This window comes from Flavobacterium sp. GNP011 (assembly GCF_056428925.1).
In genome coordinates this window covers 223,592-239,232 of the sequence record NZ_JBWJVJ010000003.1, presented here as the reverse complement: position 1 = coordinate 239,232, position 15,641 = coordinate 223,592, and the positions used below count along the sequence as shown (strand labels likewise).

Sequence of the window (15,641 nt, the reverse complement as noted above, 5' to 3'; positions counted from 1 at the left end):
AATCAACAACAGTCATGTTGAGATTTTCATTATTAGTACTTTATCCCATAAAAAAAACGTCCCGATATACTCGGGACGTTTTAAACTTTCGTAGGCAAAAAAAAATATTTTTATGCTTAGATCACTGCTACTTGCGCAGCAACTTTTCCTTTTCTTCCTTCTTCTTCTACATAGCTAACTCTGTCACCTTCGCGCAATTCTTCCGCGTTGATTCCTGAAGCGTGAACGAAAATGTCTTTTCCTGTTTCTTCGTCTGTAATGAATCCGTAACCTTTAGATTCATTGAAAAATTTTACTGTACCTGTACGCATTGTAATTGTAATAATAATTTATAATGTAGCAAATGTAATATTTAATACAATACGAAATGCGTTCTTATCTTTTTATTTTGTAAAAATATTGATATTCAACGTTTTCTAACAATCTTAACACCATATTAACCTATGCTAATTTTATATGTAATTCTTTTAACTGTGAATCATCAATAACAGATGGCGCATCAATCATGACATCTCTACCCGAATTATTCTTTGGAAATGCGATGAAATCTCGTATAGTTTCTTGCCCCCCTAAGATAGCTACTAAACGATCCAGTCCAAAAGCCAAACCACCGTGTGGAGGTGCCCCAAACTGGAAAGCATCCATTAAGAAACCAAACTGAGCTTTTGCCTCTTCCTCAGTAAAACCTAAATATTTGAACATTAACTGCTGTGTAGCTTTGTCATGGATACGGATAGATCCACCACCTATTTCGTTACCATTCAAAACCATATCATATGCATTAGCTCGGACTTTACCTGGATTAGTTTCTAGCAAATGCATATCCTCTGGCTTAGGAGATGTAAATGGATGGTGCATGGCATGCCATCTACCACTTTCTTCATCTAATTCTAGTAGAGGAAAATCAACTACCCAAAGTGGAGCAAATTCAGCAGGATTTCGTAATCCCAAACGCGTTGCTAACTCCATTCTTAATGCAGAAAGCTGCACTCTAGTTTTATCTGCTGGACCGGAAAGCACAAAAATCATATCGCCGGCTTTTGATCCAGTAATTTCAGCCCATTTTGCCAAATCGTCTTGATCGTAGAATTTATCCACCGATGATTTAAAAGTTCCATCAGCTTCACACTTTACATAAACCATTCCAGATGCACCAACTTGCGGACGCTTAACCCAGTCAATTAAGGCATCTATTTCTTTTCTTGTGTAAGCTGCACAATTTGGAGCAGCAATTCCAAGTACCAATTCAGCTGCATTGAAAACTGGGAATTCCTTATGCTGGGCATATTGATTTAACTCCCCAAACTGCATCCCAAAACGGATGTCTGGTTTGTCGTTACCGTATGTTTTCATGGCGTAATCGTAGGTAATTCTTGGGAATTTTTCTACTTCTATACCTTTTATTTCTTTTAATAAATGACGTGTTAATCCTTCAAAAACATTTAAAATATCTTCCTGCTCTACAAATGCCATTTCACAATCAATTTGAGTGAACTCTGGTTGTCTGTCGGCACGAAGATCTTCATCACGGAAACATTTTACAATCTGAAAATATTTATCCATACCACCCACCATTAACAATTGCTTGAACGTTTGAGGAGATTGTGGCAAAGCATAAAACTGTCCTTCGTTCATACGAGAAGGTACTACAAAATCTCTAGCTCCTTCTGGCGTAGACTTTATTAAATAAGGTGTTTCCACCTCACAAAAATCTAAATCCGAAAGATACTTACGCACTTCCATAGCTACTTTGTGACGAAAAAGCAGACTGTTTTTAACAGGATTACGTCTAATATCTAAGTAACGGTACTTCATTCGAATGTCTTCTCCACCATCTGTTTCATCTTCGATAGTAAAAGGAGGGGTTAAAGCTGCGTTTAGAATTGTTAATTCGGTTACAAGAATTTCAATTTCACCAGTAGGGATATTTTTATTCTTAGCTTCACGCTCAATAACAGTTCCTTTAACCTGAATTACAAATTCACGGCCAAGAGTTTTTGCTAATTCAAAAACAGATTTTTCAGTGCGACTTTCGTCAAAAATTAATTGTGTTATTCCATAACGGTCTCTTAAATCAACCCAATTCATAAACCCTTTATCACGTGATTTTTGAACCCAACCCGCAAGAGTTACATTAATACCGGTATGCGAGGCATTTAACTCGCCACAATTATGACTTCTATACATCTTCAAAATTTTAGTTTGTTTTGTCCTTAGACTTGTTTGCAAATTTAGGACTAATTATGAATAATGAATTGTGAAATAAGAATTTTTAGCAATAGGATTTTTAAACCTTTTGAGTTCAAATGTTAAATTTTAGTTCAATGTTACCAAATTGTTAACATAAAGTTTTTTTATTGTAAAATACTTTTTATCTTTGTTAAGCTAATATGAATTTTAAAACCCCCACATCATGAAAAAATATATCATCTTTGCCGTATTACTGTTTACAGGAATCGCATCAGCTCAAGAAAGTAATCCAAAACTAGAAGCCATTGGAGAATTAGTAAAAACAACTTACTACTTTGAAAATGGAAAAGTACAACAAGAAGGATTTTTCAAAAACGGAAAACTAGAAGGAATTTGGACTTCATTTGATGAAAACGGAAACAAACTAAGTGTTGCTACTTATGCAAATGGAGAAAAAATTGGAAAATGGCTTTTTTGGAATGGAAACAAACTAAATGAAGTAGAATATTCAAATAGTAGAATTGCATCTGTTAAAACTTGGAAACAAGACGCCCTAGTTAACAATTAATTCGTTTTTATAAAGGTTAAAAAAAAGCTTTCGATTTACTCGAAAGCTTTTTTTTTGACTTAGAATCAGAACTAATTTACAAAATCATCTCAAACGAAGTTCATTAGATCTAATTTATTAATCAAAATGAACCTCATCAAGATATGAAAACCTGCTCTGAAAATATCATTTTGAAATTTAAAACAAGAATATCATTTACCAAAAAATAGTGTAAAACGCTGCAATCAGTGATAATACAACCAACATCCCCACAGTAAAACCAGGTGACATTTTAAACATGGTACGGTCTATTTCTAAACCATTAGTTTTAACTCCACGCGCAGTTTCATACATGCTTATGGCGTACATACCAATTACACAAATCAAGAACACAAATCCCATACGGTCAATAAAAGGAATTTCGTAAATACCGTTTGCATTTGGAACTGAAAAACCAGTAGCATTCAAAAATGACAAATCTATAAAAGCAGGCATAAACTTAAAGAATAGCGAAAATAGAAAACCACCAATAGTAGCAAACAAAGCAGCATTTGAAGTTGTTTTTTTCCAGAAGAAACCAAGGATAAACATGGCAAAAACTCCAGGACTTACAAATCCTGTATACTCCTGAATGTATTGAAATCCTCCTTTTTTATCAATTCCTAAAAAAGGTGCAACCACAACTGCAATTAGCATAGCAATTACAATTGCTTTTTTACCAACGTTGACTAATTTTTTTTCATCAGCATCCACATTTAATTTAGTTTTGTAAATGTCTAAAGTAAAAATAGTTGCAATACTATTCGCCTTTCCAGCTAACGAAGCTACAATTGCAGCAGTAAGTGCAGCAAAAGAAAGCCCTTTTAAACCTACTGGTAATAAATTTAACAACACTGGATAAGCACGATCTGGATTTACGGTTCCATCTTGAAGCATTTCGGTGCCAAAATGGCCATTTTGATATAACACAAAAGCTGCTATTCCAGGCAATACTACAATTATTGGCATTAACAATTTCAAAAAAGCAGCAAATAAAATTCCGTTTCTAGCCGTTTTAAGATCAGCTCCTAATGCACGTTGCGTAATATATTGGTTACAACCCCAATAATTAAGATTAATGATCAACATTCCTCCAATCAAAACAGAAAGTCCAGGTAAATCCATATAATTAGGGTTCGTTTTTTCAAAAATCATGTGAAAATGATCATTGGCCTGCGTAGTCATTAGATTAAAACCATTAATAACTCCTGTTGTACCAAACTCTTCGGCAACTAAATTCAAGGCTAAATAAGTAGTTACCAATCCTCCTAATATCAAGAAGAAAACTTGAATCACATCTGTATATCCTATCACTTTCATTCCGCCCAATGTGATCATTACTGCAAAAAAAGCTAAGAAAATCATACACAAAGTAATATCAAGACCAGAAATGCTACTAATTGCCAAAGCTCCTAAATACAATATTGAGGTAAGATTGACTAAAACATATAATAGCAACCAAAACACAGCCATAATCATGGCCACATTACTATTATACCTTTGATTCAAATACTGAGGCATAGTGAAAATTTTGTTTTTCAAATACACTGGAATAAAGAAAACAGCAACAATAATCAACGTAAAAGCCGCCATCCACTCGTAAGTAGCAATTGCTAATCCCATTTTGAAACCACTTCCGCTCATTCCAATAAATTGCTCCGCACTAATATTACTGGCTATTAATGATGCGCCAATGGCCCACCAAGTGAGTGATCCTTCGGCTAAGAAATAATCCTTACTGCTGGTTTCTTCTTTCTTTTTCTTTTTGTAAATCCAAATTCCATACCCTACTATCAGGATGAAATAACATAAAAAGACTATGTAATCTTGGGTTGCTAACGTTTGCATGGGTTAAAAATTTAGTTTTTAATAATGGCTTTATAATGGTTAATGGATTGGTTTTTTAACATTTCGGCACTTTTTTCTGGGGTAATATCACGCTGAGACTCGCCCATCATTTCATAACCTACCATGAATTTCTTTACAGCGGCAGAGCGTAACAAAGGCGGATAAAAATGCATATGAAAATGCCATTCTGGATGTTCTTGACCATCTGTAGGCGCCTGATGAATCCCCGAAGAATACGGAAATGAAGTCTCAAAAAGATTATCGTATTTGGTGGTTAACTGTTTTAAAATAATCGCAAAATCTGTAACCTCAGCTGCACTAAAATCAGTAATTTTAGACACGTTGCGTTTGCTCACAATCATAGTCTCAAAAGGCCAGATAGCCCAAAAAGGAACCAAGGCTACAAAATGCTCATTCTCAATAACGATGCGCTCTTGCAGCTTCAATTCTTCCTGAACATAATCTTGCAATAAGGTTCGGCCTTGTTGTCCATAATACTGCTTTAAGCTATTATGCGTTTTTTCTACTTGTGTAGGCAAAGACGATTGTGCCCAAATTTGACCGTGCGGATGCGGATTACTGCAGCCCATCACACTGCCTTTGTTTTCAAAAATTTGAACATGGTTAATATAATCTATAGCGCCCAAAGTGGTGTATTCTTTTTGCCATGTTGTTACAATATTCTCGATATTCTCCACTTCCATTTGAGGTAAAGTCAAATCGTGTCTTGGTGAAAAACAAACAACTCTAGAAATGCCTCGTTCTGGTTTTGCCTTAAAAAAAGTAGGCGTATTGTTTTCTTCAAAAGCAATAGGTTCTTGTTTTAGGGCAGCAAAATCATTTTCAAAAACAAATACGTTTTTATATTCAGGATTTTTCAATCCATTTGCTCTACTATTGCCCGGACATAAATAACATTCGTGATCATATTGTGGTAACTCTAGGGTAGCAGTTTTTTCATTTTGACCCTGCCAAGGTCTTTTAGAACGGTGAGGCGAAACCAAAACCCATTCGTTAATTAAAGGGTTAAAGCGTCTATGAGGATCTTCGTTGATATCAAAATTTTTCATGCTATTCATTTCTGGTTACTACCACAAGGGTCGCAATGTATATTAAACAGGTAAGTCATTTTAAGTTTATGACAATATTATTTGTGTTTTTAAATTATTCGTGCATTTGTGGCAGTCATTTACCCTATAGATTCATACAATGATGTACCGTTTCCGATTTTTACGTCGTAAATTTTTAATTCTATGCTGAAAGCATCTAAATAAAGCTCAGAAAGCTGTTTTTTGATTCGCTCTTCATGACCTTTCTTAATCAAATTGATGGTGCAGCCACCAAAACCGCCACCCATTAATCGAGAACCTACCACTGCTTCCTCTTTTTTTAGCGTATCAACTATAAAATCTAGTTCATCACAGCTCACCTCATAATCCGTTGACAATCCTTGATGCGTTTCAAACATTAATTTGCCTAAGGTTTCGATATCTCCTTTGTCTAAAGCGTCGCAAGCTTGAATTACTCGTTTAATTTCTTTTACCACAAAAAGACATCTTTTAAAAACAGCAGCACTCATTACCTGTTGCAATTCTAAAACATGTTGCTCGTTACAGTTTCTAAAACTTGTAATTTCAGGGAAGTGACTCGTTATTATTGCTAGACCTTCTTCGCATTGCTGCCTCCTTTCATTATAAGAAGATGTCATTAAAGAATGCTTGACATTAGAATCGAATAAAATTAAGGAATAATCATTAAAATTAGCATTATGATATTGATATTCTAATGTTTTACAATCAATCTTTATGACTTTATTTTCTAACCCCATCACACTAGAAAACTGATCCATTATACCACAATTAATTCCTACCCAATGTTCAGCACTTTGACCCATTAAGGCAATATCTATAGGCCTAATTTTTAAATCAAAAAGTTCGTTTAAACCAAATAAAAATCCACATTCAAGTGCTGCCGAAGAGGATAAACCTGAACCTACAGGAATATTACTGCTAAAAACACAGTTAAAACCCTCCACAATATAACCTTTATCTTTCAGTTGATGTAAAACACCACGCAAGTAATTGGTCCAAACATTATCTGAGTAAATTTGATCCTCTAGAATGTTAACTTCAAACTCGTCATTTAAGTCAATAGCTATGATTTTTGCAGAATTCGAATTGTTTTTTTCGAAAGCAAAACAAATAACTTTGTCAATAGCAGCTGGCAATACATAACCATCATTATAATCTACATGTTCTCCAATAATGTTTATTCTCCCTGGAGAAAGTACTGTTTTTTTGGGCTCTGAACCAAAAACCTGCTCAAAGAAATCGGTCGTTTTGTGTATTAAAATATCATTCATGAATATACTTATATTTTTTTGCTCAATCATATTTTTAATCGATGTTATTAGTAGGAGATTTTTTTTAAGAAAAACTATAAAAACTAAATAGTTTTGCCTTTTTTATTTTTTTGCTTCCAAAGTCAATTTACCCGTCTTTAATTCAGCTCCGTTTACTTCCAATTTGATATCGCCTGCGGTAGTTTTCGATTTCACAAGTACTACCAATTTTCCGCTAAACAATTTCATCGTGTCTTTATGGAACATTTCGAGTGAAGTCGCATCTCCATTACAGGCGGCGCGATACGTACCCGCTCCAGACACTTTAAATTTTAACTGGTTCGTTGCTGTTGGACAAGGAACTCCATTTTTATCCACTACAGAAACCGTCACAAACGAAATATCCTCGCCATCGGCTGTGATGGTTTTTCTGTCTGCATCCAAAACAATCTGGTACGGTTGACCTGCCGTTTGAATTTCCTTCTCTTCAGCCACTTTGCCATTGTCATCATAAGCAACTACTTTTACCGTTCCTGGTTCATATTTTAAATCCATCCACATCAAGCGGTAACGATTTTGGGGAGTGCTTTTATTTTTGGTTTGCACGCCCATACTTTTACCATTGATAAAAAGTTCTGCACTGTTGTAACTGGTGTACACAAAAACAGGAGTTGTTTGTCCATCGCGACCTTCCCAATTCCAATGAGGCAAGATGTGTAGCGTAGTTGCCTTGGTGTTCCAACGGCTTCGGTACAAATAATAACGGTCTTTCGGCAAGCCTGCTAAATCGTTAATTCCGAAATAAGAACTACGAGACGGCCAGCTTTCGTCATAAGGTGTCGGTTCGCCCAAATAATCAAATCCTGTCCAAACGAATTCACCAATTACCCAAGGTTTATCATCCTGAAGTACGAAATCTTCATCGGGAACATTGGACCAACTACAGGCTTCCAAATCATAAGAGGAAGATTGAAAGTCTGGATACTGCTTCATTTTTTCTTGTACCACAGGAAATTTATAAATCCCTCTAGAGCTCACGGTTGAAGCGGTTTCGGAACCTAAAATAAATCCCTGAGGAAATTTTTTGAATGCCTCATCATACAAATGCACGCGATAATTGAGTCCTGGAATATCCAACAAAGCTCCAAAACCAGATTCCATCGTCGCTTTTACTTGATCCATTCCTACGGTTACAGGACGCGTTGGATCTTCTCTATGAAAAATCTCCTGCAACCATTTGGCTCGTTTTACACCCGCTTCTCCCCACTGATCTGGGACTTCATTTCCTGAACTCCACATCACAATAGAAGGATGATTTCGTGTCGCTTGCACCAAATTCACTATGTCTTTTTCAGCATATTCGTCAAAAAAGCGATGGTAACCGTTTTCTACTTTTGGTAAAACCCATTCGTCGAAACTCTCTGCCAGAAACAAAAAGCCCATTTCGTCTGCCAACTCCAATTGCTCGAAAGAAGGCATATTATGCGAACTGCGAATGGCATTGCATCCCATATCTTTTAAAATGGTCAACTGTCTACGTAAAGCGGCTTTGTTTACCGCAGCACCAAGAGGTCCCAAATCGTGATGCAAACAAACGCCTTTGAATTTGGTCACTTTCCCATTAAGACTAAATCCTTTATTGGCTTCATACTTTATTTCTCGGATTCCAAAACGGGTGGTAAACTCGTCTTTCAATTCATTGCCAACATACAATTGAGCGACCGCTTTGTACAAATAAGGCGTTTCGGGACTCCACAATTTTGGATTCTCTACTTTTAAATTTTGATCAAACTCTTTTCCAAAGCGTAATGAAGATTCCTCTGCACTTACTTTTTGATCTTCGGCATCAAAAACAGTGGTCACCAAACGCGTATTTTCGCCAGAAACTTTAGTCTTAATATTGACTTTGGCCACAGCATCACTAATAAAAGGTGTCGTTATAAATTGCCCCCATTGGTCAATGCTTTCATTGTTCTTAATAATAACACTCACTTTTCGGTACAAACCAGCTCCGGGATACCAACGGGAGGCAAATTCTTTATTGGATAATTTTACGGCTAATGTATTGTCTCCTTCTTGAATGAATTGAGAAACATCAAAATAAAAATAACTATAGCCATACGCCCATTCTCCCACTTTTTTCCCATTCAAATACATTTGAGGTTCGCTCATAGCGCCTTCAAAAAGCAATAGTATTTTTTTGCCTTTGGTATCTTTAGGCAAACTAAATGTATTGCGATACCACGCAGTACCAATATGTGGTAAGGCTCCAGTTCTTCCTGTTTTTTCGGTAGCTACATTTTCTCCATTTTGAACGATGGCAACTTTCTGAATGTCTACATTTTTATCAAAAGGACCATAAATTGCCCAATCATGTGGAACAGTAACCGATTCCCATTTCGAGTCGTTGAAGTTTGTTTTGAATGCATCTTCAAAATTTCCCTTTTGAAATTTCCAATGGGTATCTAATACCTTAACCACTCGTGCTTGAGAGAAAGTCGTTGTAGTGAAAGCTGTAAAAACCAGCAAAAAAAGCGTCAATTTCTTCATTTGTAAATAGCTATAATTATTCTTTAAAAGCATCCAATGCTGGTGAAGGTTTTCCGTCTGGTTGCCAAGCACTCAAGCCATAGCCACTCCAAGATTTGGCTCCTTGCGGCTCCCAATACAAAACGCCCAAGCCTTTATGATCTGGAACGGCTTTTACGGCTTTGATTGTAGCAGCTAGGAGTTCTTTGGTGTTTTGTACTTGTTCATCAACACCGCCAACTTCAACAACCATTACCTCTTTCTGATAACGAGAAGCCATATCGTTTAGGTTTTTTTGTAAATCGGCTATGGTTTCTGAATAGTCTTTTTTAATCCAAAATGGATAGTAAGACAGACCAATAACGTCATATTTTACTTGATGCTCTGTGGCTTTATCGAAAAACCAACGAAATTTTTCGTTGTTGTTCCCTTCATCTACGTGCACAATTACTTTGATTTTGGCGTTCACAGCTTTGGTCGCTTCGTATCCTTTATTCAACAATTGCGCTAGTTGCGCCCAATTGTTCGTGCTCCCATCAGGCCAAAGCATTCCGCCTGGAATTTCATTCCCCACCTGAACCCATTCGGGCGTAACACCTGCTTTTTTTAAAGCGGTCAACACATCAAATGTATGTTCATAGACTTTATTTTGTAACGCATCGATCGATAAGTTCGCCCAAGCAGCAGGTTTGGCTTGTTTGGCGGGATCTGCCCAAGTATCACTATAATGAAAATCAATCATAATGCGCATTTTGGCTTTTTGAGCACGCAAAGCCATAACAACCGTTTCGGCAGCACTGCAATGACCACTGGCTTTGTCTTGACTTGGATTGACAAATACACGCAAACGAATGGTATTCATCCCGCGTTCTTTTAGCAATAGCAAACAATCTTTTTCCTTTCCGTCAGTATCATAAAAACGATACCCAGTAGCCTCCATTTGCGGCAACCAACTCACGTCGGCCCCTTTGGCTAAAGCCGAGTTGTTTTTCTTTTGTGCCAAAGCAATAGTGGTACTACTTACAAAAAGAAGCATTAGCACTATTCTTTGAAAAACTCTATCTGTTGTAATCATGACTAATTGGTAAAGGCTTGTAAAACGGGCAATGCTTTATTTGAAAAATCATAGAATGCTTGGTTTTCAAAAGTAGAACCATTGGAGGCTTGACTTCCTTTGAAAGAAACCCATTCGCCTCCCCAATAAGCAAAACCTTGTCCGTAAGTAGATGATTTTACCAAATCTTTAATCGCCAAAACAAAGTTTTTTTGCCCTTCTGCTGTAGCTGGATAACCAGCAACTAATTGTGATTCTAAACCCATGATATTATTCGTCCAGTCATTGAATCCTAAAGTAAATGGATAAGCAGTTTCTGCAATCAATACTTTTTTAGAAAAGTTTTTTCCTAAGGCATCGATAGTGGTTTTTACTGTAGCCAAATCTTTCCCGTGCCAAATAGGATAATATGACAAACCAATATAATCATAATCGATACTTTTTACTTTATTAAAAAACCAATTAGTATCTGTAGCCGAAACGCCTGCATAGTGAATCATAATTTTGGCACTTGGCGCTTTGCTTCGAATGGTAGCACTCGCTGTTTTTAACAAATCTACACATTGTGATTCTTGATTGATTAAATGCCCTTGAGGCCAAAGCAATCCGGTATTGATTTCGTTCCCGATTTGAATAATATCTGGATTAATTTCGGTCAAAACAGTTGTAGTGTAAGTGACTACCGCAGCTTTTAAATCGGTAAAAGATAAGTTTTTCCAAGCAGCAGGCATGGTTTGCACCGCTGGATCTGCCCAAGTATCAGAATAGTGCACAGTTAACCAAACTTTTAAGCCTGCTTGTTTTACTCGTTGTGATAGGGCTTTTACCTCGGTTAAACCAGAATGTCCATTTGCTGGATCTATCCACAAACGAATTCGAATGGTATTACAACCAGCACTTTTTAGAGTAGTCAACATGTCTTCGGTTTTTCCGTTGTTAGTAAAAACTACTCCCGCAGCTTCTATTTCTGGCAAATACGAAATATCGGCGGCTTTGATAAAATCGCTTGTTATTACAGGTGGTGTAACCGTTCCACCATCATTTTTTTCGCTTTCGCTAGAACATGCTGCTTGCAACAAAACACTTAGAAAAATAATTATACTTAAGAAGGTTTTTTTCATAATTAAAGTAACTAATTTGATTTGGATTGAAATTTATAGATAGTTTTATGATAATAATTTTCGTCTTTTTTTAAGACCGCCGAAGGAAAATGATCGTGATTAGGCGCATCTGGAAAATTTTGTGTTTCAAAACAAATACCGCTCAACGGATGGTACTTCACACCTTCTTTCCCTACAATGGTATCAAAACAATTGCCTCCCACATACACATGAACTCCAGGTTGATTAGTATAAACCGACAATTGCAAGTTATTTTTAGAACTGTAAAGCGAAGCCGCCATTTCTTCTTGACCTCTTAAAACGAAAGTATCATCAATAGACGTTGGACAGTTTTTAGCTTCTAAAAAATCGAAGGCACTTTCGGTCACAGCCAAAACCCTACCAGTTGGTATATTTTGATGATTTTTCTCTATCACTTTATCGGCATTGACTAATAACTCTTGCTGCGTTACCGCATGTTGATGACCATCAAGGTTAAAATAACTGTGATGGGTCAAGTTCAATACAGTATCCTCTGTGGTAGTTGCGTGGTACTCTACTAACAATTCATTCGACTCTGTCAAACTATAAGTAACCGATACGCTTAACTCGCCTGGGAAATTTTCTTCGCCAGCGGCACTTGTATACGACAAGGTAACTGCCGAGTTGATGCTTTTCTTTGCGTTCTCAATTTTCCAATTTTTTTGATGAAAACCTGTGGCTCCACCATGTAAGAGATCCTCGCCATGATTGGGATTTAACTTAATGGTCTGTCCATTCAAATCAAAGCTACTATCCTTAATTCTACCAGCATATCGACCAATTATTGCTCCGAAATAAGGAGGACTGGGTAACTCAAAGGATTGAATATAATCCTCTAAGGTTTCGAATCCCAAAACCACATCCACTTCTTTGTGGTTTGCCAAAGGTATTTTTACAGACGTTACTGTAGCCCCATAACTTATCACATGGACTTGCATGCCGTTTTTATTAGTTAGTTGAATCTCTTGGACTTCTTCACCGTTAGGCAAAATACCAAATGATTTGTTGATGGAGAGTATCATAATTTGAGAAATTTATTTTATTTAGGCTAATTTTTTATCAAATGTAAAATTCAAAAGTATGCAAAAAAAAGAATAAAAACATACCAGTACCTACCAGTTTTTTAAACATCAATAAAACAGTTAAAATAATAAAATCAACGTATAAAAATTGATCTATTTTATGAGTAAAAAAAACAACCCCCGATAGCAAATACTACCGAGGATTGAATATAAAAGCTAAAATTTATTACTGTGCTACAATGAACGTGTAACGCCCATCTAAATCATTGAACCAGATATCGTATTTACCTGCTGTTACAATAATATCTCCACCATTATCACCCCAATTCACATCCCAACTGTTGTTGGCTCTGAATTTCATTTTACCATCTTTTAGTGTTTGAGTAACTTTCCACATGTGCGCATCAAAAGTAGATTGTACCATCGGCACACTCACATCCCATCCAGAAGCTAAAGCATCTCCAACTAATCCAACCGTTGCATAAGTTGTTGTTGGTCCAGTATAAGGCGTCAAAGTATAAGTTAATGATTCTAAATTCAATTCAAAATAATAGTATCCTGCTTTGTCTGTAGGGAAAAGTCCAGGATCTGGTGCGCTGTCATTAGCTCTGTATTTTACTTTACTTCCGTCAACACCATACATAGGAGCCCAAAAACCCAATTGCTCTATCAATTTGAATCCACCTGCATTAAAGTATCCAGTGTAATAAAACTTAGCATTGTCTTTTGTATCTCTAAAAATAGGCATGTTCCCTTTATTGACATCCCAACCCGCGATTGTTGCTGGCCCTACTTGATACAAATCCACTTTAAGAAAAACGCCTCTGTAAGGTGTTACCACAATACTAATTACCTTAGAATATTTAGGTTGAGAGCCTGTAGTACCCACAGTAGATTTGATACGAATATCAATAGTTCCCTCTACCTCTGGAGTTAATCCAAAATCTAACGCTTTGGTGTTTAGCTCCGACACTTTGATAGTAGCAAAAGAATTTGATGTTGAATTGATTCCGACTGGTGTGGCAAAATCAGTTCCGCTTTTGGCAAACTCAACCGTATAGGTCACAACCGCTGGAGTACCATAAGATACTTTTTCCCAAGTTAAAGTAAGTGCTGTATTATCCGGTGTGGCTTTATTCAAAATTACTTTCGAACCCGCATCTGGAGTAATAATTGCAAAATCAGCTTCTTGTGGTTTAAGAATCATCAAATCAGTTTCGTTATCGCAGGACCAAAATCCTAAAATAGCTACAAAAGCAACTAATAATTTATATGTATTTTTCATTTCTTGTAGTGTAAGGTGGTTATTTTTTTAGTATCCAAGGTTTTGAGTTAGGTTGTTATTTGATCCCAAAGAACCCGCAGGAATTGGAAACAAATCCATAAAAGCTGGAATAGAAACTCCAGTAGAAGCATTGCCTTTCCATGCCCAATTGTAAGTACCGCCAGAGAATTTCCCAAAACGGATTAAGTCTTGTCTGCGGTGTGCTTCCCAGTGTAGCTCACGTGCTCTTTCGTCTAAAACAAAATCAAGAGTCAAATCAGCAGGTACAATATTACCAGCAGTGGTATTGCTATTGGCTCTTCTTCTAAGTGCATTCACATAGTCTAATGCTTTGGTAACATCTCCTCCTGCTCCTGCTCGTAAAGTTGCTTCGGCATACATCAGGTATACATCGGCCAAACGGAATAATGGAAAATCAGTATCGGCAAAAGTTGAACTTGTTCCATTTTGTCCCGTAGATGTTTTGTTAGAAAATTTAGACAAAATGTACCCTTGGGTTTTAACTCCAATATCTGCAATATCAATCGTTCTTTGTTTAGAAGCACTTCCAGCCACGCCAGTTCCTATTGTTTTACGAGTATCTTGGTTGAATTTGGTACCATCAAATTTTTGAGCAAATCCTTTTCTAATTCTCAAGGCTCCACTCCATCCTCCAATTCCAAAATCAGCTCCGTTATTTTCCCATACTCCAATTTGTCCATTGGTCAATACTGTAGTGGCTCCCCAGTTTTGAGTTTTGGCTCCATCAGATTGAATGGTGAAAATCATTTCAGGCGAAGTATGATTATCAGCTTTGAAATTATCCAAATAATTCGTTTTCAAAGAATAACCGGCAGCGATAAGGTCATTACACATAGTAATACAATCTCCGTAACGCTTTGTTTTGGTATACACTTCTGCATTCAAATAAATTTTTGCCAAAATCATTTTTGCCATTCCTTGATCAACGCGTCCGTATTCATTGGCTCTTGCGGCTTTCAAGTTAGGAAGCGCAGCTTTTAATTCTGTCTCCACAAAATCAAACAATTGTTTTCTTGTAAACTCAGGACCTTTGAAGTTGATAGGGTCTGCTTCTGTTTTCATAGCTGCTTTCCCAAATAAATCCATCATATTGTAGTAGGCATACGCACGCAAAACCTTCACTTCATTTCGGTACAACTCTATTGCTGCCAAATCTTGGGCACTAGTAATGTTGTGTGATTTCAATTTTTCAGGAGTACTTTGACGTAAAAATTCATTAGCATAAGCCACAGAAGCCATAGTTCGTGAGTACATTCCCAAAAGAATTGGATTTGCTGGTGTCCAAATATTGCGTTGCAACTCTGCCGTTCCACCATCATTTTCATAACTCCAAACTAACTCATCGGTAGTAAGCTCTTGTAAATACAACAAACATCTACTAAACTGACTTGTTCCTGCATCTACTCCTTCAAGCGAAGAAGCATCTGGCCCCCAAGTACTCGTAAGCGATAAATTTCCGTAAACACCTGCTAAGGCATTTTTGTATCCTGCTGCATCTTTATAGACTGCATCTGAAGCCAATACATCGTCATCTTCTGACACTACATTCAAATCATCGGTACACGATTGAAATAAAGTAGCCAAAGCTAAAAAGGATATAATTATATATTTCTTCATCGTTTA

The 15,641-nt window shown here is 36.7% G+C and carries 12 protein-coding genes; 1 reads left to right on the top strand and 11 read right to left on the bottom strand.

Going from position 1 to position 15,641, the window contains the following annotated elements:
- Positions 1-116 precede the first annotated feature (116 nt).
- On the bottom strand, positions 117-311 hold the full coding sequence (locus AC061E_RS04815) for a cold-shock protein (RefSeq protein ID WP_144893358.1): 195 nt from the start codon (positions 309-311) through the stop codon (positions 117-119).
- Positions 312-441: 130 nt separating this feature from the next.
- Positions 442-2,187 (bottom strand): aspartate--tRNA ligase, encoded by a 1,746-nt coding sequence (gene aspS, locus AC061E_RS04810; RefSeq protein WP_478285255.1) that lies wholly within the window; start codon positions 2,185-2,187, stop codon positions 442-444.
- A gap of 226 nt (positions 2,188-2,413) precedes the next feature.
- Here aspS and AC061E_RS04805 point away from each other — a divergent pair, with 226 nt between their 5' ends.
- A complete protein-coding gene (locus AC061E_RS04805) occupies positions 2,414-2,758 on the top strand; it encodes a toxin-antitoxin system YwqK family antitoxin (protein WP_086453174.1) in 345 nt (114 codons plus the stop codon).
- A gap of 195 nt (positions 2,759-2,953) precedes the next feature.
- On the opposite strand, the gene AC061E_RS04800 is transcribed toward AC061E_RS04805, so the two are convergent.
- From AC061E_RS04800 to AC061E_RS04760, 9 genes are all read right to left on the bottom strand, one after another.
- The gene (locus AC061E_RS04800) at positions 2,954-4,624 is read right to left on the bottom strand and encodes a sodium/sugar symporter (RefSeq protein ID WP_478285254.1); all 1,671 of its coding nucleotides are present in this window, start codon (positions 4,622-4,624) and stop codon (positions 2,954-2,956) included.
- An 11-nt stretch (positions 4,625-4,635) separates the two neighbouring features.
- Complete coding sequence (locus AC061E_RS04795) at positions 4,636-5,694, bottom strand: UDP-glucose--hexose-1-phosphate uridylyltransferase (RefSeq protein ID WP_478285253.1); 1,059 nt, start codon at positions 5,692-5,694, stop codon at positions 4,636-4,638.
- A gap of 119 nt (positions 5,695-5,813) precedes the next feature.
- The gene (galK, locus tag AC061E_RS04790) at positions 5,814-6,986 is read right to left on the bottom strand and encodes a galactokinase (protein ID WP_478285252.1); all 1,173 of its coding nucleotides are present in this window, start codon (positions 6,984-6,986) and stop codon (positions 5,814-5,816) included.
- 102 nt (positions 6,987-7,088) lie between these two features.
- Complete coding sequence (locus AC061E_RS04785) at positions 7,089-9,515, bottom strand: glycoside hydrolase family 2 TIM barrel-domain containing protein (RefSeq protein WP_478285251.1); 2,427 nt, start codon at positions 9,513-9,515, stop codon at positions 7,089-7,091.
- A 16-nt stretch (positions 9,516-9,531) separates the two neighbouring features.
- Complete coding sequence (locus tag AC061E_RS04780) at positions 9,532-10,569, bottom strand: glycoside hydrolase family 53 protein (protein ID WP_478285250.1); 1,038 nt, start codon at positions 10,567-10,569, stop codon at positions 9,532-9,534.
- A 2-nt stretch (positions 10,570-10,571) separates the two neighbouring features.
- A complete protein-coding gene (locus tag AC061E_RS04775) occupies positions 10,572-11,669 on the bottom strand; it encodes a glycoside hydrolase family 53 protein (RefSeq protein WP_478285249.1) in 1,098 nt (365 codons plus the stop codon).
- Positions 11,670-11,680: 11 nt separating this feature from the next.
- Complete coding sequence (locus AC061E_RS04770) at positions 11,681-12,712, bottom strand: aldose epimerase family protein (protein WP_478285248.1); 1,032 nt, start codon at positions 12,710-12,712, stop codon at positions 11,681-11,683.
- A 226-nt stretch (positions 12,713-12,938) separates the two neighbouring features.
- Positions 12,939-13,997 carry a SusE domain-containing protein gene (locus AC061E_RS04765; RefSeq protein WP_478285247.1) on the bottom strand — a complete coding sequence of 353 codons (1,059 nt, stop codon included), beginning with the start codon at positions 13,995-13,997 and terminating at the stop codon, positions 12,939-12,941.
- 27 nt (positions 13,998-14,024) lie between these two features.
- Entirely contained in the window at positions 14,025-15,635 is a 1,611-nt protein-coding gene (locus tag AC061E_RS04760; RefSeq protein WP_478285246.1) for a RagB/SusD family nutrient uptake outer membrane protein, read from the bottom strand.
- Positions 15,636-15,641: the final 6 nt, after the last annotated feature.